The organism is Pantoea anthophila, from assembly GCF_006494375.1.
In the GTDB taxonomy this organism is placed as follows: Bacteria; Pseudomonadota; Gammaproteobacteria; order Enterobacterales; family Enterobacteriaceae; genus Pantoea; species Pantoea anthophila.
Genome location: NZ_VHIZ01000019.1, coordinates 56193 through 80582 on the forward strand (window position 1 = coordinate 56193; position 24390 = coordinate 80582).

Consider the following 24390-nt stretch of genomic DNA (forward strand, 5'->3'; position numbering starts at 1 on the left):
TCATAGCCTGTTATTGAGTCATAAGGCGATAGCGTTCACGCAGACGGTGACGCAGGGCCATCGCCAGCAGATTAAGCGACAGAATAATCAGCACCAGCAGCAGCGCGGTGGCAAACACCAGCGGCCGGTCAGCTTCAATATTCGGGCTCTGAAACGCCAGATCGTAAATCTGGAAGCCCAGATGCATAAACTTGCGATCCAGATGAAGATAAGGAAACACCGCGTCTACCGGCAGCTCCGGCACCATTTTTACTACCCCCACCAGCATCAGCGGTGCGGTTTCCCCGGCCGCCCGCGCCACCGCCAGGATCAGGCCGGTCAGCATCGCAGGCACCGCCATAGGCAGCACCACATTCCACAGGGTTTCCGCCTGCGTTGCGCCCAGCGCCAGCGAACCCTGTCGCAGACTGTTGGGAATACGGGACAGCCCCTCTTCGGTCGCGACAATGACCACCGGCAGCGTCAGTAACGCCAGCGTCAGTGAGGCCCACAGCAGCCCTGGCGTGCCAAACGTCGGATTGGGCAGTGCGCTGGCGAAGAAGAGCTGGTCGATCGTGCCGCCCACCAGCCAGACGAAAAAGCCCAGGCCAAAGACGCCATAGACAATCGAGGGGACGCCCGCCAGATTGACCACCGCGATCCGCACCAGCCGGGTCAGCGCATGACGTCCGGCATATTCATGCAGCCAGATTGCCGCGATCACACCCAGCGGCATCACCACCACCGACATCAGCAGCACCATCAGCACGGTGCCGAAAATGGCCGGAAACGCGCCCGATTCACTCTCGCCCTCCGCAGGGGAGTCGCTGACGAAGCGCCACAGCTGATGCAGGAAATGCAGCATTTTGCCGCCTGCCGTCATCGCATTGGGCTTCCAGCTGTCCACAATGTCGGTCAGCGGAATCGCATGTTCGGTGCCGTGCACATCCCGCAGGATCAGCAGATCGCGCTGACTCTGCTGCTGCAGAGAGGCCAGCGTCTCACTCAGCTGATTGAAACGGCGCTGCAGGGCGGCCTGATTGGCCTGAAATTCCGACTCGGTCTGCAGATCAAAGCGTCCGGCGGCCCGTCGAGCCTCCGCCTGCTCGTCTAACTGCTCCCGCTGGCTGTTGAGACGCGCCATATCGACCCGACGGATCTGGCTGGCCTGGCGCACCAGGGTCTGCACCTGCCCGAGCCGTTGATGCAGCAGCGCATCCGGGTCTCTGGCGGTTAACTCTTCATTGTCTTCACGCAGCCCGACAAACCAGCCATAGGCCTGACCGTGGCCGCGCCGCTGCAGCACCATGACATCGGCGGGCTGAGTGACCTGCGCCGCCTGACGGCTGTAAACCACGCGGAAATCGGGTGCGTCCCACTCCCGGTTACCGGTCTTAATCAGATAGCGATGAACCTTCTCCCCCTGGTTGCCCTGCTCATCGACCGGGGCGGGAAAGTGCCGCTGATGCTCCAGCGTTTCACCCAGCAGGCGCGTTTCGCCGCCGTCCGGCTGGCTGAAGCTGTAAAGGTCAACGCGCTGCGGCCAGAAGGCACGCACCCCCTGCCAGGCCAGCAAACCAATCAGCAGCGTAAAGGCGAGCAGGCAGACGGCTACCGCGCCGGCGGTTAACCACCGCCAGCGATCGTTCTGGCGCATCACCTTCATGCCTGCTCCTCCTGCTGACTGTATCGCTGACGCAGCCGCTGCCGGATCAGCTCTGCAATAGTGTTGATAACCAGCGTAAACAGCAGCAGCAGCAGAGCGCTGAGAAACAGCACCCGGTAGTGAGCACTGCCCGCCGCCGCTTCCGGCATCTCGATAGCGATATTGGCGGACAGCGCGCGCAGGCCGCTGAACAGGCCCCCTTCACTTTGCGGGGTGTTGCCGGTCGCCATCAGCAGAATCATGGTTTCTCCCACGGCGCGCCCCAGACCGACCATCAGCGCGGCAAAAATACCGGCAGAGGCACCGGGCAGCACCACGCGGGTCAGCGTCTGCCACGGCGTCGCGCCCAGCGCCAGCGAGCCCTGTCCCAGCGCCGCGGGGACGCTGAACAGCGCATCTTCCGAGAGGGTAAAGATCAGCGGCACCAGCGCAAAGCCCATCGCCAGTGCGGCCACCAGCAGATTTCGCTGCTCATAATGCGGCAGCCAGTCGCCGGCATCCGGCATAAACCGAGCGGGTAGCCACAGCGTCAGCAGCGTCACTGACAGCAGCAGCGGTAGCAGAATCAGCACCTCGCGACCGGGCTGACGCCAGCGCGGCGGTAAGCGGGCGCTGAATACCCCGCACAGCAGCAGCGCGCCCGCCAGGGTGAGCGGCAGCAGCAGCACCCCCAGCAGGGCCTGACCAATATGCGGCGCCAGCCAGAGGCCGGCAATCAGCCCGACCACCACACTCGGCAGCGCCCCCATCATCTCAATCGCCGGTTTCACCCAGCGTCGCAGGCCGGGGGCCATAAACCACGCGGTGTACATGGCGGCGGCCAGCGCCAGCGGCGTGGCAAACAGCAGCGCTAACCCGGCCGCTTTCAGCGTGCCCGTCACCATCGGCACCAGACTGAACTTTGCCTGATAGCCGTCGCCCGCGGCGGTCGACTGCCAGACCCAGTCCGGCGCGGGATAGTTCTCATACCAGATTTTCTGCCAGAAATTACGCCACGTGACGTCGGGCCACGGGTTATCGAGCCGCAGCATCTGCCAGTGTCCGGGCCGCTCAATCAGCAGGCTGTCGCCGCGGGGTGAAAACTGCGCCTGTACGATGCCGGGCGCCAGCTGACGCTCCAGTATCGGGCCGCTCTGCTTGCTGGCGAACAGCCGCAGCAGCCCCTGCCTGCTGAGTGTGGCGAACACGCGACGGTGCGGCTCCGTCACCAGAAGCGTCTCACCGTCGCTCTGCGCGAAGGTCTTTATGCGCTGGAGGCGCGGCCCCTGCTCGCCGGCCACAGCAAACCACTGTGTCACGCCGCTGCGATCCTGAATCAGCAGGCTTGCACCGCCCACCAGCAGGTGCAGGCTTTGCGGCGGCTGCGGCAGGGTGTGCGTTTCGCGTAATGAGGCCTGTGCATCACCGAGCTGCCAGACGCGCAGCAGATTGCCTTCCGTGGTGTAGAGCAGATCGCCTGTCGGTGAAAGCGCCAGCAGATCAAGCTGACGCTGAGGCAGCGAGAGAATAGCAGCCTGACGATCGGTGCCGATCGTCAGCACCTGAAGTCCGGCCTGGGTGAGCGCCGCGATACGCCATTGATCGGCATGGCGGGTTGCCAGCGCCATCTTCGTCACCGCGCCAGCGGGTAAATGAAAGGGTTTGTCGCCCAGCGGAAAGCGCCACTGCTGGTCGGCTGTGGGCTGCAGCAGCGTCAGTGCTCCCTCAATATTGAGCAGCAGCGTCTGCCCGTCGGCACTCTGCACAATCGCACCCGGTGGTGGCGTCAGCGCCAGTGCCGGTTCTGCGGGCTGCCCATCCAGCGGAATAAAGCGCGCCGCGCCGCGATCGCTGATACGCCAGCCGACCTTGCCCTGATTGCCCATCGCTAATGCAGGCGCACGATCCCAGAGTTGCTGGCTGGAGGCGATTTGCAGACCCGGCGCCGTAAACAGCGGCAGTACCACTCCAATCAGCCAGCAGAACAGCAGCAGCATTAGCAGCAGGATCGCCACGCCGCAGCAGGTGACCAGCCGCCGCGTCAGGCGGTCAATGGCACGACGCTTACGATCGCTGAATTGGACAGGAATGTGGTTTACGCTCATGCGGTTCCGGCAGCAGGCTGAAATAAGCCGCTATGTTGCCCGTAGCGGGTTGATAAGACAACTCCTGGCGTTGGACAACGCTGCCATACTCTCGCCATAATGTTCAGGGACACTGGATCTTCAGTCCTGCAACCGCTAAATGGAGTGAGAATGGGTCAGGTAAAGCTTTATATTGAAAAAGAATTGAGCTGGTTATCCTTTAATGAACGGGTTTTGCAGGAAGCGGCAGATAAAAGCAATCCACTGATTGAGCGGATGCGCTTTCTGGGTATCTACTCCAACAACCTCGATGAATTCTATAAAGTGCGTTTTGCCGACCTGAAACGCCGTATTCTGATTGGTGAAGAGCAGGGTTCCGCCAGTACGCCACGTCATCTGTTTAAGAAAATTCAGCAGCGGGTGATGAAGTCCGATCAGGAGTTCGATGCCCTCTATAACGAGCTGCTGCTGGAGATGGCGCGCAACCAGATCTTCCTGATCAACGAACGTCAGCTGTCGCCCAATCAGCAGGCGTGGCTGCGTCACTACTTTAAGCATGAGCTGCGTCAGCACATCTCGCCGATTCTGATCACCCATGAAACCGACCTGACTGAATTTCTTAAAGATGACTACACCTACCTGGCGGTCGAGATTATCCGGGGTGACGACATCCGCTATGCGCTGCTGGAGATCCCGTCCGACAAGGTGCCGCGCTTTATCAATCTTCCGGCGGAGCCACCGCGTCGCCGTAAGCCGATGATCCTGCTCGACAACATTTTACGTTACTGCCTGGATGATATTTTCAAAGGCTTTTACGACTACGACGCGCTCAACGCCTATTCCATGAAAATGACGCGTGACGCCGAGTACGATCTGGTGACGGAGATGGAGTCGAGCCTGCTGGAGCTGATGTCCTCCAGCCTGAAGCAGCGACTGACGGCAGAGCCGGTGCGATTCGTCTATCAGCGCGATATGCCGGAGGCGATGGTTGAACTGCTGTGCCACAAGCTCTCTATCTCTAACTTCGATTCGATTCTGCCCGGCGGCCGCTATCACAACTTTAAAGATTTCATCGGCTTCCCGAACGTCGGCAAAAACAACCTGATAAATCGTCCGCTGCCGCAGATCCGCCACATTGGCTTCGACGGCTACCGCAACGGCTTTGATGCGATCCGCGACCGCGACGTGCTGCTCTATTATCCTTATCACACCTTTGAGCATGTGCTGGAGCTGCTGCGTCAGGCGTCGTTTGACCCGAGCGTGCTGGCGATCAAAATCAATATTTACCGCGTCGCTAAACACTCGCGCATCATGGATGCGATGATCCACGCCGCCTATAACGGTAAGAAGGTCACCGTAGTGGTTGAGCTGCAGGCGCGCTTCGATGAAGAAGCCAACATCTACTGGGCTAAACGCCTGACCGAAGCCGGTGTGCATGTGATTTTCTCCGCCCCTGGCCTGAAAATCCACGCCAAGCTGTTCCTGATTTCACGCCGTGAAGGGGAAGAGATTGTGCGCTATGCCCACATCGGCACCGGCAACTTTAACGAGAAGACCGCCCGGCTCTACACGGACTACTCCCTGCTGACCGCCGATGCGCGTATCACCAACGAAGTGCGTCGGGTGTTCAACTTTATTGAGAACCCCTACCGGCCCGTAACGTTCGATCACCTGATGGTGTCTCCGCAGAACTCACGCCGGATGCTGTATGAACTGATCGACACCGAAATCGCCAATGCCCAGCAGCAGAAGCCCTCCGGCATTACTCTGAAAATAAACAATCTGGTGGACAAAGGGCTGGTTGATCGGCTTTATACAGCCTCCAGCGTAGGGGTAAAAGTCAATCTGCTGGTGCGTGGCATGTGCTCACTGATCCCGGATCTGCCGGGGATCAGCGAGAACATTCGCGTCATCAGTATTGTTGACCGCTATCTGGAACACGATCGCGTCTATATTTTTGAGAATGGCGGCGATAAGAAGGTGTTCCTCTCCTCCGCTGACTGGATGACGCGTAATATTGATTACCGTATCGAGGTGGCGGTGGCGATTCTCGATCCACGCATCCGGCAGCGCATACTCGACATTATTGCCATTCAGTTGAGTGATACGGTGAAAGCCCGCATCGTCGACAAAGAGCTGAGTAACCATTACGTCCAGCGAGGCAATCGCCGTAAAGTGCGCTCGCAGCTGGCCATCTATGATTACATCAAGAAACTGGAACAACCTGACTAAATCCTATGCCAATTTCTCATAAAAGTACGCCTAAACCCCAGGAGTTTGCGGCGATTGACCTGGGCTCGAACAGTTTCCATATGGTGATTGCGCGGGTCGTCGACGGTGCGATGCAGGTGCTGGGTCGCCTGAAGCAGCGCGTCCATCTGGCTGACGGGCTGGATGCTCAGCACAAACTCAGCGAAGAGGCGATGGAGCGCGGCTTAGCCTGTCTGGCGCTGTTCGCCGAGCGCCTGCAGGGGTTCAGCCCGAGCAACGTGACGATTGTCGGCACCCATACGCTGCGTGAGGCGGTAAACGCCGAAACCTTCCTGCAGCGGGCGGCTGAGGTAATCCCCTACCCGATCGAGGTGATTTCAGGTCATGAAGAAGCGCGCCTGATCTTTATGGGCGTGGAGCATACGCAGCCGGAAAAAGGCCGCAAGCTGGTGATCGACATCGGCGGCGGCTCAACCGAGCTGGTGATTGGCGAGGATTTTGAACCGCAGCTGGTTGAGAGCCGCCGCATGGGCTGCGTCAGTTTCGCCCAGCTCTATTTCCCTAAGGGGGAAATAAGCCGTGAAAACTTCCGTCGTGCCCGTTTAGCGGCCGCGCAGAAGCTGGAAACGCTGGCGTGGCAGTATCGTCTGCATGGCTGGAAATATGCGCTGGGGGCGTCCGGAACCATCAAAGCCGCCTGTGAAGTGCTGCAGGCGATGGATGAGAAAGAGAAGCTGATCACCCCTGAGCGTCTCGACAAGCTCTATGACGAGGTGATGAAGCATAAATCCTTTGCGGCACTGAGCCTGCCGGGCCTCTCTGAAGAGCGCAAAAACGTCTTCGTGCCGGGACTGGCAATTCTCTGTGGCGTCTTTGATGCGCTGGCGATCCGCGAGCTGCGCCTCTCTGACGGTGCGCTGCGTGAAGGCGTGCTCTATGAGATGGAAGGCCGCTTCCGCCATCAGGATATTCGCAGCCGCACTGCACAGAGTCTGGCGAATCACTACGCCATCGACAGCGATCAGGCGCGACGCGTACTTGACACCACCGAGCAGCTTTATGTGCAGTGGAGCGAGCAGAATCCTAAGCTGGCCAATCCGCAACTGGCTGCGCTGCTGAAGTGGGCGGCCATGCTGCATGAAGTGGGCCTGACCATTAACCATAGCGCGCTGCAGCGCCATTCCGCCTACATCCTGCAAAACACCAACCTGCCCGGTTTCAATCAGGATCAGCAGATGCTGCTGGCTGCGCTGGTCAGATTCCATCGCAAAGCGATTAAACTCGATGAGCTGCCGCGCGTCACGCTGTTCAAGAAAAAGCAGTTTATCCCGCTGATTTTCCTGCTGCGCCTGGGTACGCTGCTCAATAATCAGCGCCAGGCCACGACGCGCCCGGATGCGTTAAGCCTGAAGTGTGATGACGGCCACTGGACGCTGACCTTCCCGGCAGGCTATTTCAGTCAGAACAACCTGGTTCAGCTCGATCTCGAACGTGAGCAGGTTTACTGGAATGACGTGACGGGATGGAAACTGATCCTTAAAGAAGAAGCCTGACCTTACGGGCGCCTGGCGCCCTTTTAACTGAACTGATGACTATGACACAACCAACCACACTGCTTTCAGGCGCAAACTACTTCGTCGAAACCTATGGCCTGACTCCGCCTCACTCTGAAGTGGTTGCGGCTCTGCCCCAGCTCACCGTCGGCAAGGCGCTGGATCTTGGCTGTGGCGTGGGCCGTAACACGCTGTTTCTGAATCAGCAGGGATTTGACGTAACGGCGTGGGATCACAATCCACAAAGTCTGGCGCGCCTGCAGGAGATTGTGACGCAGGAAAACCTCAGCGGTATCCACACCGCGCAGCATGACCTGAACACGACGCGCTTCAATGGCGGCTATGACTTTGTGCTGTCGACCGTGGTGATGATGTTTCTGCAGCCGCAGACCATTCCACAGCTGATTGCGGACATGCAGGCCTGCACGGTGAAATATGGCTTTAACCTGATTGTCGCGGCGATGAACACGGACGATATGCCCTGCCCGGCTGATTTCTCTTTTGCGTTTAAATCGGGTGAACTCAGTCACTACTATCGCAACTGGCACATCGTGAAGTACAACGAGCATCCCGGCCAGCTGCACCGTAAAGATGAAAACGGCCAGCGCATCACCTGCCGCTTTGCCACGCTGCTGGCGCAGAAAGCGAGTTACTGATCATTATCTGCTGTTTTTTTCAACAGCGATTGATTTCATCGGGCGACTGTGACTAAATATTGCAATCGCCCCGATGAGGGTCACTACAGGAACCACCCCGCGTGAACAGCGCTATTTCTCCCCGAAGACGTCAGAAAACCGGCACCATGACCCGCATCGTGTTGCTGATCAGTTTTATCATTCTCTTTAGTCGCCTGATTTTCATCCTGCCTGCTGCCTTCGAACATCATCAGCAACAGAAAGCGACGCCTGGACCGGTTACAGTGACATCAGGCGATACCCGCTAACGCACAGTCCCCTTCTGAACTGAATTTAAAACGTTATCCGACCGATCGGACGCTTTTTTGCATCCCTTTTTCAGGCGAAACGCTACACTTCGTGCTGGTGCTTTCAGACTAAAGGGATCCAATGTGTCTGCCTCTCACTCTCAACATTTAAGTGAAACCCGTCATCGCATTCTGACGCTGCTGCTCAATGAACACGATCTGGTTGATGCCCTGCTGGAGAAATCCGGCGATCGCCCGCCTGAACAGCAACGTGAAAATGCGGCCCAGCGTGAAGCGCTGGAACAGGATATTCTTCAGCTGCATGCCGCTGACCTTGCCGATATTCTCGAAGCCCTGCCGGAAGAGGAGCGCCAGGCGCTGTGGCGGCTGGTGCCAAACGAGCGGCGCGGTCACGTGCTGGTTGAAGCGTCAGAAACGGTCTGGGCCAGCCTCACGGAGGAGATGAGCGACCGCGATATCCTGCGCGCCATCCAGCCGCTGGATATCGACGATCAGGTCTGGCTGGCGCGCTATCTGCCGCGTGACCTGACCGGACGCCTGCTGGCCACCGTGGAACCTGGCCTGCGCGCCCGGATGCTCAGCATGGTGCAGTTTGACCGCGACCGCGTCGCCAGGGTGATGGATTTCAACATCCTGACGGTGCGAGAAGATGTCACGCTGGCGACGGTGCAGCGTTTCCTGCGCAAGCGCAAAAGTATGCCGGGCGGCACCGATAAACTCTTCATCACGAATAAAGATAATCAGCTGCTGGGTGAACTGCTGCTGACCGATATCCTGCTGAATAAGCCCAAAACGCTGGTGAGCGAGGTGATGAACGCACGCCCTACCACCTTCCAGCTTAATGACAAGGCTGAAGACGCCGCCAGCGCCTTTGAACGTTATAACCTCATCTCTGCCGCCGTTACCGATGCAAAAGGCAAACTGATTGGCCGTGTGAGCATTGAAGATATCATCGACCTGGTCAACGCCGAAAACGAAAGCAATATCCGTAAGATGGGCGGTATCAGTCAGGAAGAGGATGTCTTTGCCCCGGTGCATAAGTCTGTCCGTAAACGCTGGGCCTGGCTGGCGATCAACCTCTGTACCGCCTTTGTTGCCTCACGCGTTATCGGGCTGTTTGAAGGGACCATTTCGCAAATCGTCGCCCTCGCGACACTGATGCCAATTGTGGCCGGGATCGGCGGCAATACCGGTAACCAGACGATCACCATGATTGTGCGCGCACTGGCGCTGCATCAGGTGGAGCCGGGTAACTTCTCGTTTCTGATTGTCCGTGAACTGGGCGTGGCACTGATCAACGGCCTCTTCTGGGGCGGCATCATGGGCGGCATCACCTGGCTGATGTATGACAATATGGCGCTGGGCGGCGTCATGATGCTGGCCATGGCGCTTAATCTGCTGCTGGCGGCGCTGATGGGCGTGCTGGTACCGCTGGTGATGACCAGACTGAAGCGCGATCCGGCCGTCGGCTCCAGCGTTCTGATTACCGCCATCACCGACACCGGCGGATTCTTTATCTTCCTGGGACTGGCGACGCTGTTTCTGACCACGCACTGACCCTCAGGCGTGCAGACCGTAGCGTTGCAGTGACCCGCTGAGATTACGCTGGCGCGTCACCTGGGCCAGTTCCCGGGTCGCCTCCGGCAGCGCATAGTTACCGCGCTGGTTCAGCCACTCCAGCACATCCGCCAGGTGCCAGATGGCGGTTTTGCCGTCATGCACCGGCAGCGGAAATGGCGGGCGGTGGCTGAGCATCAGCTTGCGCATGTTCTGGCGCGACATGCCGATCAGCTCGGCTACATCAGTCAGTCCCACAAAGTCAGGCGCCGCTTCCACCAGCGTGGCACCCGGTATCGCGCGCAGGACCGCCGCTTCTGCCTCTGCCAGTGCCTCCGTCGCGGAGCCTGACTCCCGGGTAAACTCCAGTGCGATTCGCCCTGGCATCCCCAGACCGATCAGCGCATCGTCACAGCCGGCTGCGGCCAGCACTTCCATCATCTCATCTGCCGGCGCATGCCCTTCCGGCAGGCTGAACCGTAATGTAAAACAATATTCCATATGCCTCTCCTTATGCACGTCTTCCCTATCCTCCTGTCGGATTAATAAGTTGTCAACTGACAACCATAAAAAATATTGTTGTACGGCTGAGGATGCGCAGACTTTTTCACACAGTAAAACGGTCAGGATCTAAACTGGAAAACGTTACGCAAAAAATGTCAGCGCGATGCTGGCAGCAATCACGACTCACGACGGAGAGAATATGTTTAAAGCAGAGGATTTTGTTCAGTCGAAAACCGGTGGCCCTAAAATGCAGGTATTGCGCGTTGAAGGTAACACCCTGTATTGCGCACGGGTGGATGATGCGACCAAAAAAGAGATTGAAGTGAAGGCAGAGAGCGTCAACCTCTATCACGAAGAGGGCGATTTTGGCGTGTGCTGAGGCAAACCGGCCCCGTTAGCGGGGCCAGACGATCAGGGCTTATCCTGCTGCAGGTTGTCGTTACCCAACCCGCCAATAAACGGCAACCGCAGGCGGAACGGGGTAAAGTCGAGGCCCATGTTCAGACCCAGCAGATTCACTTCGAACCCCTCTTCCGCTCCCAGCGTGACGCCCGCCACACCCAGAACCGATACCTGCAGCCCTCGCCCGGATGGCGGCAGCCCGACCGGACGCCACAGTGGCCGGTAATCTTTGCCCAGGGCATTGGCAGGCAAATCGAGTTTTAAGGCCGGGACTTCGCGACCAATGTGCGCCAGGAAAGTATTGCTGTTGGGCCCCGGCCACGCGTGATAGGTCGTCGGCCAGGGATAGGATTGAATAGCCGCTTCAATCTGCGGGATCATCGCTTCTGCCTCGGGTCCGCGATGGTTCACCAGCAGCCGCGGTTTTGCACCATACCAGTAGCCATCGGGAAGATTGGTATTGTGACGCACTTTATCGCCACTGCCCCAGCTGATCACTTCATAGCGATTGTAGTGCGTTTCACCGGCACGTTTGAAGATGATCCAGGGATGCACCGCGACCCGCCCTTTCCAGCCATAGGTGGGCGCGGCATAGACCTGTACGATAGCCAGATTAGCGAAGGCGCGCGGGTCGGGCGCAATACCGGCTGAATCGCGTCGCGCCGACCACCAGCCGCCCCGCTCTGCGCTTTCGCTGTGACGGGTCGCCTGGGCGATACTGGCTCCCAGAGAGAGCAGCAATACGACAACAAAAAACAGGCTGAACACTTTGAGTGAGAGCATGACAACATTCCTGGTGGCGTCAGAATCAGGAAACGCCTGGAGAGAAGGCAGTTTCCGTAAGCGGCGGCTTTGAGATATGGATAATCGGTAAAAGCGGCGAGTCAAAAGCGGGCGTCAGACAGGAAACCCGACGTGCTTTTGCTGACCAGCAGAATAGCGCAATTTGCGGCAAAGTGAACAGAAAATCGCCAGGTTCGGGTGCGGATGTGCTGAAAGGTTAAAACGGCGGATCGGCGTGCAGTCAGGGCAGAAAAAAGCCCGCTGAGAAGCGGGCTTGAACCTCGTCAGGGTTAACCGGCTACAGGCCGGTTATTCCCACTCAATCGTCGCCGGTGGCTTACCGCTGATGTCATACACCACGCGGGAGATCCCGTTGATTTCATTGATGATGCGGTTAGAGACGCGGCCCAGGAAATCATACGGCAGATGCGCCCAGTGAGCGGTCATAAAGTCGATGGTTTCCACCGCGCGCAGTGAAACCACCCAGTCATATTTACGGCCATCGCCCATCACACCGACCGAGCGAACCGGCAGGAAGACGGTGAACGCCTGGCTGACTTTGTTGTAGAGATCCGCTTTGTGCAGCTCTTCGATGAAGATAGCATCGGCACGACGCAGCAGATCGCAATACTCTTTCTTCACTTCGCCCAGCACGCGTACGCCCAAGCCCGGGCCAGGGAACGGATGGCGGAACAGCATGTCGTACGGCAGGCCCAGCTCCAGACCAATCTTACGCACTTCGTCTTTGAACAGCTCTTTCAGCGGCTCAACCAGGCCCATCTTCATCTCTTTCGGCAGGCCGCCAACGTTGTGGTGCGACTTGATGACGTGCGCTTTACCGGTGGCTGATGCCGCCGACTCAATCACGTCCGGATAGATAGTGCCCTGCGCCAGCCACTTAACGTCTTCCAGCTTCAGCGCTTCTTCGTCAAACACTTCCACAAAGACGCGACCAATGGTTTTACGCTTGGCTTCAGGTTCGTCAATACCCGCCAGTGCGTCCAGGAAACGCTGCTCAGCCGGGACATGGACGATGTTGAGACCAAAGTGATCGCCAAACATATCCATCACCTGCTGCGCTTCGTTCAGGCGCAGCAGACCGTTATCCACAAACACGCAGGTCAGACGGTCGCCAATGGCACGGTGCAGCAGCATCGCCGTTACCGATGAATCCACACCGCCAGACAGACCGAGGATAACTTTGTCATTTCCTACCTGCTCACGCAGACGTTCTACCGCATCTTCGATGATTTTGGCTGGCGTCCACAGGGCTTCACATTCACAAATATCGATGATGAAGCGCTCAAGCATCCGCAGGCCCTGACGGGTATGGGTCACTTCCGGGTGGAACTGCACGCCGTAGAAACGCTTCTCTTCGTTCGCCATGATGGCAAACGGACAGGTTTCAGTGCTGGCAACGGTTACGAAGTCAGCCGGGATAGCGGTGACTTTATCGCCGTGGCTCATCCAGACATCCAGCAGCGGTTTACCGGCCGCGCTGATCGCATCTTCGATGTCGCGAACCAGAGCGCTTGGCGTGGTCACTTCAACCTGCGCATAACCGAACTCGCGTTCGTTTGAACCGGCAACGGCGCCGCCCAGCTGCATCGCCATGGTCTGCATACCGTAGCAGACGCCCAGGACCGGCACGCCAGCATTAAAGACATATTCCGGCGCTCGCGGGCTGTTCAGTTCGGTGGTGCTCTCCGGGCCACCGGAAAGGATGATGCCGCTTGGGTTGAACTGGCGAATCTGCTCTTCGCTCACATCCCATGCCCAGAGTTCACAGTAAACGCCAAGCTCGCGCACGCGGCGTGCCACCAGCTGAGTATATTGCGAGCCGAAATCGAGAATCAGAATGCGATGCTTATGGATATTTTCCGTCGTCATTGAGGGGGTTCCAGAACGGTGACTTAATAAATAAAAGCGCCCGGCTTAAGCCGGGCGGGAAATCGGAATTACGAGCCCATACGGTAGTTCGGTGACTCTTTAGTGATGGTCACATCATGTACGTGACTCTCATTGATGCCAGCGCCGCTGATGCGGACAAACTCCGCTTTAGTGCGCAGGTCATCAATGGTCGGGCAACCGGTCAGGCCCATGCAAGAACGCAGTCCACCCATCTGCTGATGGACGATCTCTTTCAGACGGCCTTTATAAGCCACACGGCCTTCGATGCCTTCCGGCACCAGTTTGTCTGCGGCGTTATCGGTCTGGAAGTAACGGTCTGAAGAGCCTTTGGACATCGCGCCCAGTGACCCCATGCCGCGATAGGATTTGAATGCACGACCCTGGTAGAGTTCGATCTCGCCCGGAGACTCTTCGGTGCCCGCCAGCATTGAACCCACCATGACACAGGAGGCTCCCGCCGCGATCGCTTTTGCGATATCACCGGAGAAACGGATACCGCCATCGGCGATGACCGGAATACCGGTGCCTTCCAGTGCGGTTACAGCGTCAGAGACGGCGGTGATCTGCGGAACACCGACACCGGTGACGATACGGGTAGTACAGATAGAGCCAGGGCCGATACCGACTTTGACCGCGCTGACGCCGGCCTCAACCAGTGCCAGTGCGCCGGCACCGGTAGCGACGTTACCGCCGACAATTTCGAGGTCCGGATATTTAGCACGGGTTTCACGGATACGGGAGAGCACGCCTTCAGAGTGACCGTGAGAGGAGTCAATCAGCAGCACGTCAACGCCCGCAGCAACCAGCGCATCGATACGCTCTTCGTTGCCTGCACCGGCACCGACAGCGGCACCCACACGCAGACGGCCCTGCGCATCTTTACAGGCGTTAGGCTTACGTTCGGCTTTCTGGAAGTCTTTAACGGTGATCATGCCCAGCAGATGGAAGCTGTCATCCACGACCAGCGCTTTCTCTACGCGTTTTTCATGCATTTTGTGCAGCACGACATCACGCGCTTCACCCTCTTTCACCGTCACCAGACGATCTTTCGGGGTCATGACCGCAGAAACAGGCTGAGAGAGATCGGTCACAAAGCGCACGTCACGACCGGTGATGATCCCGACCAGCTCATTGTCGCGGTTAACTACCGGATAGCCTGCAAAGCCGTTGCGCTCGGTCAGCGCTTTGACGTCAGCCAGTGGGGTGGTCGGCAGTACGGTCTGCGGTTCAGTAACGACGCCGCTCTCATGTTTCTTCACCTTGCGCACTTCGTCCGCCTGGCGTTCAATCGACATATTTTTATGGATGAAGCCAAGGCCGCCTTCCTGTGCCAGCGCAATTGCCAGACCCGCTTCGGTCACGGTGTCCATGGCAGCGGAAAGCATAGGAATGTTTAAACGGATGTTTTTGGTCAGCTGTGTGCTGAGATCGGCCGTATTAGGCAGGACGGTGGAGTGAGCAGGAACGAGCAGAACGTCGTCAAAAGTGAGTGCTTCTTTAGCGATTCTTAACATGGCAATACTCCACCTCGGGTGATTGAGATTAGATAAAATATTGCCGCGGCATTATACAGGCCGTAATCGATTGCCTCCACTATTATTTACGAAAAACTCTTGATCCGCACTGACAGCCCTGTAGTATCGGTGAATTAACCTGCTGATTTGGAATTTGATCTTCGTCACATGTCGCTGCCATCCAACGCCAATATTTTTACCGTCAGCCGTCTCAATACGACAGTGCGTCAGCTGCTGGAGAAAGAGATGGGCCTGGTCTGGATCAGCGCCGAGATCTCCAATTTCACTCAGCCGGCTTCCGGTCACTGGTACTTCACGCTGAAGGATGATGGCGCTCAGGTGCGCTGCGCCATGTTCCGCAACAGCAATCGTCGCGTCACTTTTCGTCCGCAGCACGGCCAGCAGGTGCTGGTACGCGCCAGCATCACCCTTTACGAGCCTCGTGGCGACTATCAGCTGATTGCCGAGAGTATGCATCCGGCGGGCGAAGGGCTGTTGCAGCAGCAGTTTGAACTGCTGAAGGCAAAACTGTCGACCGAAGGATTGTTCGACCCGCAGCATAAGCAGCCGCTGCCGGAACCGGCGCGTCAGGTCGGGGTGATCACCTCGGCGACCGGCGCCGCCCTGCACGATGTGTTACGCGTGCTGCATCGCCGCGATCCCTCCCTGCCCGTGGTCATCTATCCTACTGTCGTGCAGGGTGTCGATGCGCCTGCGGCTATCGTCCGGGCGATTGAAGTCGCTAACCTGCGCAATGAATGCGACGTGTTAATTGTCGGGCGCGGCGGCGGTTCGCTGGAAGATTTGTGGAGCTTTAACGACGAACGGGTAGCGCGCGCGATTTTTGCCAGCTGCATTCCTATCGTCAGCGCAGTCGGACACGAAACCGACGTCACCATTGCCGACTTCGTCGCAGATTTACGCGCGCCCACACCGTCGGCCGCAGCAGAAATTGTCAGCCGCAATCAGCTTGAATTGCTGCGTCAGCTGCAGTCGCAGCAGCAGCGGCTGGAGATGGCGATGGATTACTATCTGGCGCGCCAGCAGCGGCTTTACAGCCGCCTGGAGCATCGCCTGCAGCAGCAGCATCCGCAGCTGCGTCTGGCCCGCCAGCAGACTGCCCTCTTTCGCCTGCAGCAGCGTCTGGGTGATGCGATGGAAACCCGCCTGCGTCACGCTGCCCGTCAGCAGGATCGCCTGCAGCACCGGCTCAGTGTCCAACAGCCGCAGCAGCGCCTGTTCGAAGCGCAGAAGCAGCTGCAAAGCTGGCACTACCGCCTGCAGCAGAGTATGACCACTCACCTGAGCAGCGGAAAACAGCAGTTTGGTCAGATGGTAGCGCAGCTGGAGGGCGTCAGTCCCCTGGCCACGCTGGCACGCGGATTCAGCGTCACGACCGACACCACCGGACAGGTGGTGAAAAAAACGGTGCAGCTGCAGAGCGGCGACCTGCTGCGCACCCGCCTGGATGATGGCTGGGTCGAAAGCCAGGTCACACAGTTACTGCCTGAGAAAAAGCGTCGCCGCAAAACCGCCTCCTGACCCGTTCCGCTCTCATCGCCCTTCCTTTCCAGTTATGGCTGGTCTCATTTACCGCGTGCATTCGCCGTGACCGGTCTATACTTTCTGGTACATCTCTGCTGCCAGAGCGTTTCAGATAGCCTGTCAACGTGGTCTGCCTGACGGGTCTGTACTCTCCGGTACATCTCTGCTGCCAGGGAGTTTCAGATGGCCTGTCAAAGTTGTCTGCCTGACGGGTCTATACTCTCCGGTACCTCTTTCTCAGCTGCCAAGGAGTTTCAGATGGCTTACTGCGTTATTCCTCCCTATATCCTTCGTAAGATCATTGCTCACGGTTCCGGTCACCAGCAGGCGCAGGCGCGTCGCACCCTCACCCACGTTCAGCACCTGATGGCAGAACACTGGCAAAAGCCCGCCGTGGCTAAAACGGCTGCGGGCGGCCATGTGGACCGGGAAATTTATGATGCCCAGGGCAGAGAAACCCTGCCCGGTAAGCTGATTCGACAGGAGGGCCAGCCCGCCAGCGATGATGTGGCGGCTGAAGAAGCCTGGGACTACCTCGGCGTGACCTATGACTTTTTCTGGCAGGCTTATCAGCGTAACTCGCTGGATAATCAGGGGCTGAAGCTGCTCGGTACCGTCCATTACGGGGAAAAATATCAGAACGCCTTCTGGAACGGTCAGCAGATGGTATTTGGTGACGGTGACGGCGAAATTTTTAATCGCTTTACCATTGCGATTGATGTGGTGGCACATGAACTCGCGCATGGCGTCACGGAAAATGAAGCCGGATTGATCTACTTTGAGCAGGCGGGCGCACTGAATGAGTCCCTGTCTGACGTCTTTGGCTCCCTGGTCAAACAGTACAGCAAGAAACAGCGCGCCGAAGAGGCGGACTGGATTATCGGTGAAGGCCTGCTGGCAAGCGGCATCAATGGGCGCGGTTTGCGTTCAATGTCTGAACCCGGCACCGCCTACGATGACCCGATGCTGGGTAAAGATCCGCAACCGGCGCACATGGATGACTATGTGAAAACCCGTGAAGATAATGGCGGAGTTCACATCAACTCCGGTATTCCTAACCGGGCATTTTATCTGGCGGCCACCGCGCTGGGCGGCTTTGCCTGGGAGCAGGCAGGCTACGCCTGGTATGACACCCTGTGTGACGACGAGCTGCCTCAGGATGCGGACTTTAAGACCTTTGCCCGCTTCACCGTTCAGCATGGTGAAAAGCGTTTTAATTCGTCGGTCGGCCGTGCCATTGAACAGGCGTGGAAGGAGGTTGGCGTGCTATGAGTGAACTGCCCGAACTCACCGATGACGCCACTGTCATCGTCGCGCGTGAAGGCGGCATGGCCTTTATTCCGGGGCTGCGCGCCGAGCGTCGCTTTATGCTGGGCGATCTGCCACCGCCTGAAAAACAGCGCGTCTGCCATGCGCTGGAACAGGCGATGCCGCTGGGTGAACCCGAGGAGAAAGCCGCGCAGGTGGGCAGTAGCGATCAGCGCTATTTTCGCATTCAGATCCAGTACGCGACCCGCCGTGAGGTCGGCACCATTGTGCTGCTGATCCCGGAACAGGTCGCCCCTCCCGAATTGCAGGCGCTGTGGCGCGACGGCAAATAAGCAAAAAAAGGGCCGACAATGTCGGCCCTGAGAGAGCTGATAATCCAATGTGAATCTGGCAGCAACGAATGAGCCTTTAGCGAAGGTAACACGGTCAGAGGAGGAAAGCGTCCCGCGTCAGGGACGGCGCGGGCCGAGCCGTCATGGATGACGGTTTTGCGACTTTCCGATCTGACCGTGTTGCCTGAGCATGCCCGCTCTTACAGCGAAACGGCCAGATCTTTTTCAAAAAAAAGGGCCGACATTGTCGGCCCTTTTCCTTTTGCGATATTACTTGCTGTCTGGCAGCGCGTAAGCAATCACGTAATCACCGCGATCCGGTGACTGACGTGCGCCACCTGCTGAGATGAGGATGTACTGCTTACCATCTTTCGGTGAGATGTAGCTCATCGGGCCACCCTGACTGCCGACCGGCAGGCGCGCTTTCCACACCTCTTTGCCAGTTGAAGAATCAAAGGCGCGCAGATAGTAATCCTGGGTACCAGCGATGAAGACCAGGCCACCCTGCGTTGCCAGCGTTCCGCCCAGCGTCGGCATACCAATTGGCATTTTCACGCCCATTTTGATACCAAACGGTCCGGTGTCCTGCACGGTACCGACCGGCACCTGCCAGACGATTTTCTGGGTTTTCATGTCGATCGCCGACAGCGTACCAAATGGCGGCTTCTGACAAGGGATGCCCAGCGGAGACATGAAGCGGTTTTTGTTTACGGCGTACGGCGTGCCTTTCAGCGGTACTGCACCCATACCGGTGTTGATCGCTTCGCCACCGTTGCTGCCACGTGAAATGCTGTTGGTGTCAGCCGGGATCATCTGCACCCACAGGCCGAGACGCATATCGTTAACGAACAGCAGATGATTGTTAGGGTCAGTCGACATGCTGCCCCAGTTCATTCCACCCAGCGAGCCCGGGAAGCTCAGCGACTTGTCGGTGTCCGGTACGGTGAACAGGCCGTTATAACGCATCGATTTAAAAGCAACACGGCAGGCCAGCTGATCAAACGGCGTCGCTCCCCACATGTCAGACTCTTTCAGCGTCTGGTTGCCAATCTGCGGCATGCCGGTCGAGTATGGCTGGGTTTTGGTGTACTGCTCGTTCGGGATATGGCCCTGCGGCATCGGCAGCTCTTCGACTTTGGTCAAAGGCTTACCGGTCATCCGGTCGAGCACAAAGATCATGCCGGTTTTACCGCCGATCACCACCGCTGGCGTGGTGCTGCCATCTTTTTGCGGGAAGTCGATCAGGCTTGGCTGCATCGGCAGGTCAAAGTCCCACAGATCGTTGTGCACGGTCTGATAGACCCACTTCTCTTTACCGGTGGTGGCATCCAGCGCCAGCACGGATGCGCCATATTTGTGATCCAGTGGGGTACGGTTCGCGCCCCAGAGGTCAACAGAGGAGCTGCCCATCGGAATGAACACGGTGTTCATGGTCGGATCGTATGACATCGGTGCCCAGGAGTTTGGCGTACTGCGGGTATACTCCTTGCCCGGCATCAGGATCGCATTCGGGTCAACGTTGCCCGGGTCAAACGCCCAGCGCATCTTGCCGGTAATAACGTCGAATCCACGCAGCACGCCGCCCGGCATATCGGTCTGTACGTTATCCGCCACGCGTCCGCCAACCACGACAGTGGTGCCTGCCAGCGTAGGGGCTGAGGTCAGCTGATACTGCGGGTCTGGCGCCTTACCGATGCCGGCTTTCAGATCGACAATGCCGTGATCGCCAAAGTCTTCACAGAACTCACCGTTGTCGGCGTTGATGGCAATCAGACGCGCGTCGATGGTGTTCATCAGAATACGACGCTGACAGGTGTCACCGGCAGGCAGGGTAACGGCCGTTACCGGAACTGACCCCGGCTTGTCCGGCTGTTGCAGCGGTTTCGTCGCGTCAAAGTAAGCCAGACCACGGCAGCGCGGCCAGACTTCAGCCTGCGCATTGATTTCGCGTTTCCAGATCTGCTTACCGCTGTTCGCTTCCACCGCAATCACATTATTGTGTGGGGTGCAGAGATAAATCGTGTTGCCAATCTGCAACGGCGTCTGCTGATCTTCTGCGCCGTTACCGGTCGGGCTGATCGGGGTGTCACCGGTGCGAAAGGTCCAGGCAACTTTCAGATCCTTCACGTTGTCGCGGGTAATCTGGTCCAGTGCCACAAAGCGGCTGCCCTGCGGCGTATTGCCGTAGTTATCCCAGTCTTTCTGCTGTTTGGTTTTATCGACCGGAATCAGCGGCAGCTCTTCACCATTACCGGCCACGGTAGGATGCGGCTGGAACATCTGCACCAGCGTGACCACCATGCCTGCGGCCAGCAGTGCGGAGAAGGTATAGGAAGGTTTTGCCAGTGAGGGCTTACCTTCATGCTTACGCAGTGAAGGCCAGATCAGGAAGGCCAGCAGTGTCAGTCCGGCTGGCACCATCAGGCGTGAGACCAGCGGCCAGAAATCCAGCCCGGCATCAAACAGCGACCAGATCAGCGTGCCGATAAAGACCAGCAGGAAAAGAACCGCTGCCGACGATTTGCGGCGGAAGAACTGAATTGCGGAAAGTACGATGACGATCCCCGCAATCAAAAAGTACCAGCTGCCGCCAAGCGCAACCAGTTTGCCGCCACCGATTGCAAAGAACAGACCGGTAGCAAGCAGCACCAGTCCGAGCAGCACGGATGCGATTCCCAACCCCCTGGCGGAGCGGGAGGATGTTTCAGCCATAAACTATCTCTCCTGAATAAACAGAACGTCCGGACAGGTACCGTCCGGACTCCGCGCCTTAAACGTTCTGCGCAGAGCCCCGTTCTGTTTCAAATCAATTATAAACAGACCCGCGTCCGTAAGAATCTGAGGGCCGGAAGCCTACAGATGTGGCTGGCCCCTCCCACGACGCGGCAGGATTGTACCACCTGGTACATAACCGAGTGAACATATACAACTCATTTGTTACGACGTAATAGCATTTTTGCTACAAAACGGCGGGCGGGTCGGGTTCACCGGTGCGTTTAATCATAGCCAAATCTTACGGTGTGGACGGCTGAAACTGCACCCGCCTGCGCGAGATCAATCCATGGCCATGTTGACAAAAATAGTCGACCGCACCGCAGGCTTTCAGTACCGTCAGTGGCTGGTGACAGTCCGGACAGACGGGCTGCGCCGGATAGTGCGCACTGCAGCGGTCACAGATAAATTCGCCGTCGCTGAGCCGCAGTGGCTGCTGACATTTTTCGCAGTGAATAGTCACTTTCTCCTCCTGAGCAGCGTGTTCAGCACAAAAAAAAGAGGGCCTCATGGCCCTCTTCTCGTTAACGCTTATTCTTTTTCATATGCGCCATCAAACGCTTACGTTTACGCTGCTGCGTCGGCGTCAGCAGGTTACGCTTGCCTTCATAAGGGTTCTCACCCTCTTTGAACTGAATACGGATTGGCGTTCCCATCACATTCAGGGATTTGCGGAAATAGTTCATCAGGTAGCGCTTGTAAGAATCTGGCAGATCTTTCACCTGATTCCCGTGGATGACCACGATGGGCGGGTTGTAACCACCGGCATGGGCATACTTAAGCTTAACGCGACGGCCGCGCACCAGGGGTGGCTGGTGATCGTCTGCCGCCATGTTCATGATGCGCGTCAGCAGCGAGGTGTTTACGCGCCGGGTCGAACAGTCATAGGCTTCAGTGATCGATTCAAACAGGTTACCCACGCCGCTGCCGTGCAGCGCAGAGATAAAGTGGATGCGGGCGAAATCGATAAAGCCCAGACGGAAGTCCAGCGTCTCTTTCACTTCGTCACGCACTTCCTGCGACAGGCCATCCCATTTGTTAACCACAATCACCAGCGAGCGGCCACTGTTGAGAATAAAGCCCAGCAGGGAGAGATCCTGATCCGAGATACCGGCGTGGGCGTCGATGACCAGCATCACCACGTTGGCATCTTCAATCGCCTGCAGCGTCTTGATCACCGAGAATTTCTCTACGGTGTCAGAAATCTTGGCGCGCTTACGCACCCCGGCGGTGTCGATCAGTACGTAATCACGTCCGTCACGCTCCATCGGAATATAGATACTGTCGCGGGTGGTGCCGGGCATATCGTAGACCACCACGCGGTCTTCACCGAGGATACGGTTAGTAAGCGTTGACTTACCTACATTAGGACGCCCCACGATGGCCAGCTTGATAGGTAAACCTGTCGGGTCGAAGTTTTCTTCTTCCCCGGCGGCTTCCTGCTCAGCGATCTCTTCGGCGTCCAGCGCCGCCCAGTAAGCCTGGTTCTCTTCTTCTTCGGTCAGTTCGACCGGCTCAACCGTCTCCATCCACGGCAGCAGCGCCGTTTCAATCAGGCTGGTGACACCGCGACCGTGCGACGCCGCAATGGCGTGGATCTCGCCCAGGCCGAGTGAGTAGAAGTCGATAACCGCCTGATCCGGATCGAGCCCGTCAGTTTTGTTCGCCACCAGGAAAGTGGCTTTCTGGCGGGAACGCAGATGTTTAGCGATTTGCTGATCGGCGGCCATCATGCCCGCACGTGCGTCAACCATAAACAGTACGACATCCGCTTCTTCAATCGCCAGCAGTGACTGCTCAGCCATCCGCGTTTCAACACCCTCTTCGGTGCCGTCGATACCACCGGTATCAATAACAATAAATTCGCGCCCTTCCACTTCGGCGCGACCATATTTGCGATCGCGAGTCAGTCCGGGAAAATCCGCTACCAGCGCATCACGAGTGCGGGTTAAGCGGTTAAATAGCGTAGATTTTCCCACATTGGGACGCCCAACCAGCGCGACCACAGGTACCATAACAAAATGCCTCAATAAAAAATGAATCGCCCGAATGGCGTGATTATAACGGCTCTGGCCGTTAAGTTCAGGCTTAAGGCGCAAAGAATACCATGCCTGACTAAAAACGAAACGGCCCCTGATTAAATCAGGAGCCGTCGGAACGGAGGATTTCACCTGCCGGACGTTTACCCGTTAACGGGTAATCGCATAAACCTCACCATCTTTCGACTGGATCAGCAGCTTGTCGCTGGCGACCACGGGCTCGGTCTGGAAACCGGAACTGTCCAGCTTCTGCTGCGCGACAAAACGACCGTCAGTGGTGTTCAGCCAGTGCAGATACCCTTCGCTGTCGCCGACCACCAGATAGCCGTTGTAGAGCACCGGTGAAGTCAGGTTGCGATGCAGCAGATCGCTCTGACGCCAGATAGCGACGCCACCGTCCGCGTTCAGGGCAATCACACGGTCATCCTGATCGACCAGATAGATGCGGCCTGCATCAACAATCAGATCTTTCACGCCGCCGATTTCGCGTTTCCACAGAATCTGGCCGGAACGCAGATCCAGCGCCGTCAGGTCACCGTTGTACGCCAGCGCGTAAACCACGCCGTTGACGATAACCGGGGTCGTATCGACATCGTTCAGACGATCGATTTCGGTTGCGCCGCTGACCTGAGAAATACGCTGCTGCCAGATCAGTTGCCCCTGGTTCATCACGACGGCACTGACGCGGCCGTTGTCACCACCGACAATGGCCCCGCCAAACGCAACAGCCGGAGCCGATTCACCGCGCAGTGATAGCGCAGGCATATCCAGGTTAACGCTCCACTTCACTGCCCCGCTGCTCTGGTCCAGCCCCTGCAACATGCCGTTGCTGGTATGGATCAGCACCAGGCCATCGCTGACCACCGGACGTGACAGCGCTTCACCGGCGACTTTCGTCTGCCAGGCCAGGCTGCCATCGCTGCTGTTCAGGGCATAAACCTGACCGCGCTCGCTGCCGACATAGATCCGATCGCCATCCGCCGTCAGGCCGCCCGATAACAGGGCTGAGCGATTTTTCGAGAAGAAGCCGGTTTTCTCAGAGAGATCGACTTTCCATTTTTCTTTACCGTCTGCGGCATCCAGCGCTTTCACGATACCAAAGCGGTCGGCTGCAAAGACCGTATTGTCCTGCCAGGCAGGATGCAGATTGGAGTAGAAATCACCCACGCCATCGCCGACCGAGGTGCTCCACACTTTCTCTGGCGTAAACTGATTTTCCACCTTCGGCAGCGGGGCCATTTTCACTACATCTTCTTCGCCGCTAAACAGCGAACAACCGCTGAGCAAAGTGACTGAAATCAGTCCCGGCAGCAGGTATTTACGTAATTCCATGCGCTCTCTCTTGAC

General features: G+C 57.7%; 19 protein-coding genes. 9 read left to right on the forward strand and 10 right to left on the reverse strand.

The features are described 5' to 3' along the window. Positions 1-10 precede the first annotated feature (10 nt). Positions 11-1645, reverse strand: coding sequence for a phosphate ABC transporter permease PstA (pstA, locus tag FJW00_RS03525; protein ID WP_140923070.1), 1635 nt, complete (start codon positions 1643-1645; stop codon positions 11-13). Beyond that, positions 1642-3729 (reverse strand): ABC transporter permease subunit, encoded by a 2088-nt coding sequence (locus FJW00_RS03530; RefSeq protein WP_009088769.1) that lies wholly within the window; start codon positions 3727-3729, stop codon positions 1642-1644. The genes pstA and FJW00_RS03530 overlap by 4 nt, the downstream gene beginning before the upstream one ends. A 150-nt stretch (positions 3730-3879) precedes the next feature. Between FJW00_RS03530 and ppk1 the strand changes: the two genes are divergently transcribed. The 5 genes from ppk1 to mgtE all read left to right on the forward strand — a co-directional run bounded on the left by ppk1 (position 3880) and on the right by mgtE (position 9972). Next, positions 3880-5940, forward strand: a complete 2061-nt coding sequence (ppk1, locus tag FJW00_RS03535) for a polyphosphate kinase 1 (protein WP_046102362.1) — start codon at positions 3880-3882, stop codon at positions 5938-5940. Positions 5941-5945: 5 nt separating this feature from the next. After that, complete coding sequence (gene ppx, locus FJW00_RS03540; RefSeq protein ID WP_009088767.1) at positions 5946-7472, forward strand: exopolyphosphatase; 1527 nt, start codon at positions 5946-5948, stop codon at positions 7470-7472. Between the two features lie 41 nt (positions 7473-7513). Continuing rightward, entirely contained in the window at positions 7514-8128 is a 615-nt protein-coding gene (gene tehB, locus FJW00_RS03545; protein ID WP_140923071.1) for a tellurite resistance methyltransferase TehB, read from the forward strand. 101 nt (positions 8129-8229) lie between these two features. Next, positions 8230-8415, forward strand: a complete 186-nt coding sequence (locus FJW00_RS03550; RefSeq protein ID WP_033736145.1) for a YfgG family protein — start codon at positions 8230-8232, stop codon at positions 8413-8415. Between the two features lie 123 nt (positions 8416-8538). Next, positions 8539-9972 carry a magnesium transporter gene (gene mgtE, locus FJW00_RS03555; RefSeq protein ID WP_140923072.1) on the forward strand — a complete coding sequence of 478 codons (1434 nt, stop codon included), beginning with the start codon at positions 8539-8541 and terminating at the stop codon, positions 9970-9972. Between the two features lie 3 nt (positions 9973-9975). Here mgtE and FJW00_RS03560 read toward each other — a convergent pair whose 3' ends face one another. Further along, entirely contained in the window at positions 9976-10473 is a 498-nt protein-coding gene (locus FJW00_RS03560) for a helix-turn-helix transcriptional regulator (protein ID WP_140923073.1), read from the reverse strand. Positions 10474-10675: 202 nt separating this feature from the next. Between FJW00_RS03560 and FJW00_RS03565 the strand changes: the two genes are divergently transcribed. After that, positions 10676-10855, forward strand: a complete 180-nt coding sequence (locus tag FJW00_RS03565; RefSeq protein WP_140923074.1) for a GDFGVC terminal motif YodC-like protein — start codon at positions 10676-10678, stop codon at positions 10853-10855. Between the two features lie 32 nt (positions 10856-10887). Here FJW00_RS03565 and FJW00_RS03570 read toward each other — a convergent pair whose 3' ends face one another. The 3 genes from FJW00_RS03570 to guaB all read right to left on the reverse strand — a co-directional run bounded on the left by FJW00_RS03570 (position 10888) and on the right by guaB (position 15086). Further along, positions 10888-11661, reverse strand: a complete 774-nt coding sequence (locus tag FJW00_RS03570) for a DUF3750 domain-containing protein (RefSeq protein ID WP_140923075.1) — start codon at positions 11659-11661, stop codon at positions 10888-10890. Positions 11662-11970: 309 nt separating this feature from the next. Continuing rightward, complete coding sequence (gene guaA / locus FJW00_RS03575) at positions 11971-13551, reverse strand: glutamine-hydrolyzing GMP synthase (RefSeq protein ID WP_009088749.1); 1581 nt, start codon at positions 13549-13551, stop codon at positions 11971-11973. Positions 13552-13619: 68 nt separating this feature from the next. Then, complete coding sequence (gene guaB / locus FJW00_RS03580; RefSeq protein ID WP_009088747.1) at positions 13620-15086, reverse strand: IMP dehydrogenase; 1467 nt, start codon at positions 15084-15086, stop codon at positions 13620-13622. A 168-nt stretch (positions 15087-15254) separates the two neighbouring features. Here guaB and xseA point away from each other — a divergent pair, with 168 nt between their 5' ends. From xseA to FJW00_RS03595, 3 genes are all read left to right on the forward strand, one after another. Further along, positions 15255-16628, forward strand: coding sequence for an exodeoxyribonuclease VII large subunit (xseA, locus tag FJW00_RS03585; RefSeq protein ID WP_140923076.1), 1374 nt, complete (start codon positions 15255-15257; stop codon positions 16626-16628). 261 nt (positions 16629-16889) lie between these two features. Next, positions 16890-17903 (forward strand): M4 family metallopeptidase, encoded by a 1014-nt coding sequence (locus tag FJW00_RS03590; protein ID WP_009088742.1) that lies wholly within the window; start codon positions 16890-16892, stop codon positions 17901-17903. Next, on the forward strand, positions 17900-18232 hold the full coding sequence (locus tag FJW00_RS03595) for a protealysin inhibitor emfourin (protein WP_140923077.1): 333 nt from the start codon (positions 17900-17902) through the stop codon (positions 18230-18232). The genes FJW00_RS03590 and FJW00_RS03595 overlap by 4 nt, the downstream gene beginning before the upstream one ends. Positions 18233-18502: 270 nt before the next feature. On the opposite strand, the gene FJW00_RS03600 is transcribed toward FJW00_RS03595, so the two are convergent. From FJW00_RS03600 to bamB, 4 genes are all read right to left on the reverse strand, one after another. Beyond that, on the reverse strand, positions 18503-20944 hold the full coding sequence (locus tag FJW00_RS03600; RefSeq protein WP_140923078.1) for a glucose/quinate/shikimate family membrane-bound PQQ-dependent dehydrogenase: 2442 nt from the start codon (positions 20942-20944) through the stop codon (positions 18503-18505). A 301-nt stretch (positions 20945-21245) separates the two neighbouring features. Continuing rightward, positions 21246-21467, reverse strand: a complete 222-nt coding sequence (locus tag FJW00_RS03605) for a zinc ribbon domain-containing protein (RefSeq protein WP_009088737.1) — start codon at positions 21465-21467, stop codon at positions 21246-21248. 61 nt (positions 21468-21528) lie between these two features. Next, entirely contained in the window at positions 21529-23019 is a 1491-nt protein-coding gene (gene der / locus FJW00_RS03610) for a ribosome biogenesis GTPase Der (RefSeq protein WP_046102366.1), read from the reverse strand. A 174-nt stretch (positions 23020-23193) separates the two neighbouring features. Next, complete coding sequence (bamB, locus tag FJW00_RS03615; RefSeq protein ID WP_140923079.1) at positions 23194-24375, reverse strand: outer membrane protein assembly factor BamB; 1182 nt, start codon at positions 24373-24375, stop codon at positions 23194-23196. Positions 24376-24390 lie beyond the last annotated feature (15 nt).

Coding starts and splice junctions, on each gene's coding strand:
- pstA (WP_140923070.1), bottom strand. CDS start 1,645: ATGAAGGTGATGCGCCAGAACGATCGCTGGCGGTGGTTAACCGCCGGC.
- FJW00_RS03530 (WP_009088769.1), bottom strand. CDS start 3,729: ATGAGCGTAAACCACATTCCTGTCCAATTCAGCGATCGTAAGCGTCGT.
- ppk1 (WP_046102362.1), top strand. CDS start 3,880: ATGGGTCAGGTAAAGCTTTATATTGAAAAAGAATTGAGCTGGTTATCC.
- ppx (WP_009088767.1), top strand. CDS start 5,946: ATGCCAATTTCTCATAAAAGTACGCCTAAACCCCAGGAGTTTGCGGCG.
- tehB (WP_140923071.1), top strand. CDS start 7,514: ATGACACAACCAACCACACTGCTTTCAGGCGCAAACTACTTCGTCGAA.
- FJW00_RS03560 (WP_140923073.1), bottom strand. CDS start 10,473: ATGGAATATTGTTTTACATTACGGTTCAGCCTGCCGGAAGGGCATGCG.
- FJW00_RS03565 (WP_140923074.1), top strand. CDS start 10,676: ATGTTTAAAGCAGAGGATTTTGTTCAGTCGAAAACCGGTGGCCCTAAA.
- FJW00_RS03570 (WP_140923075.1), bottom strand. CDS start 11,661: ATGCTCTCACTCAAAGTGTTCAGCCTGTTTTTTGTTGTCGTATTGCTG.
- guaA (WP_009088749.1), bottom strand. CDS start 13,551: ATGACGACGGAAAATATCCATAAGCATCGCATTCTGATTCTCGATTTC.
- guaB (WP_009088747.1), bottom strand. CDS start 15,086: ATGTTAAGAATCGCTAAAGAAGCACTCACTTTTGACGACGTTCTGCTC.
- xseA (WP_140923076.1), top strand. CDS start 15,255: ATGTCGCTGCCATCCAACGCCAATATTTTTACCGTCAGCCGTCTCAAT.
- FJW00_RS03590 (WP_009088742.1), top strand. CDS start 16,890: ATGGCTTACTGCGTTATTCCTCCCTATATCCTTCGTAAGATCATTGCT.
- FJW00_RS03595 (WP_140923077.1), top strand. CDS start 17,900: ATGAGTGAACTGCCCGAACTCACCGATGACGCCACTGTCATCGTCGCG.
- FJW00_RS03600 (WP_140923078.1), bottom strand. CDS start 20,944: ATGGCTGAAACATCCTCCCGCTCCGCCAGGGGGTTGGGAATCGCATCC.
- der (WP_046102366.1), bottom strand. CDS start 23,019: ATGGTACCTGTGGTCGCGCTGGTTGGGCGTCCCAATGTGGGAAAATCT.
- bamB (WP_140923079.1), bottom strand. CDS start 24,375: ATGGAATTACGTAAATACCTGCTGCCGGGACTGATTTCAGTCACTTTG.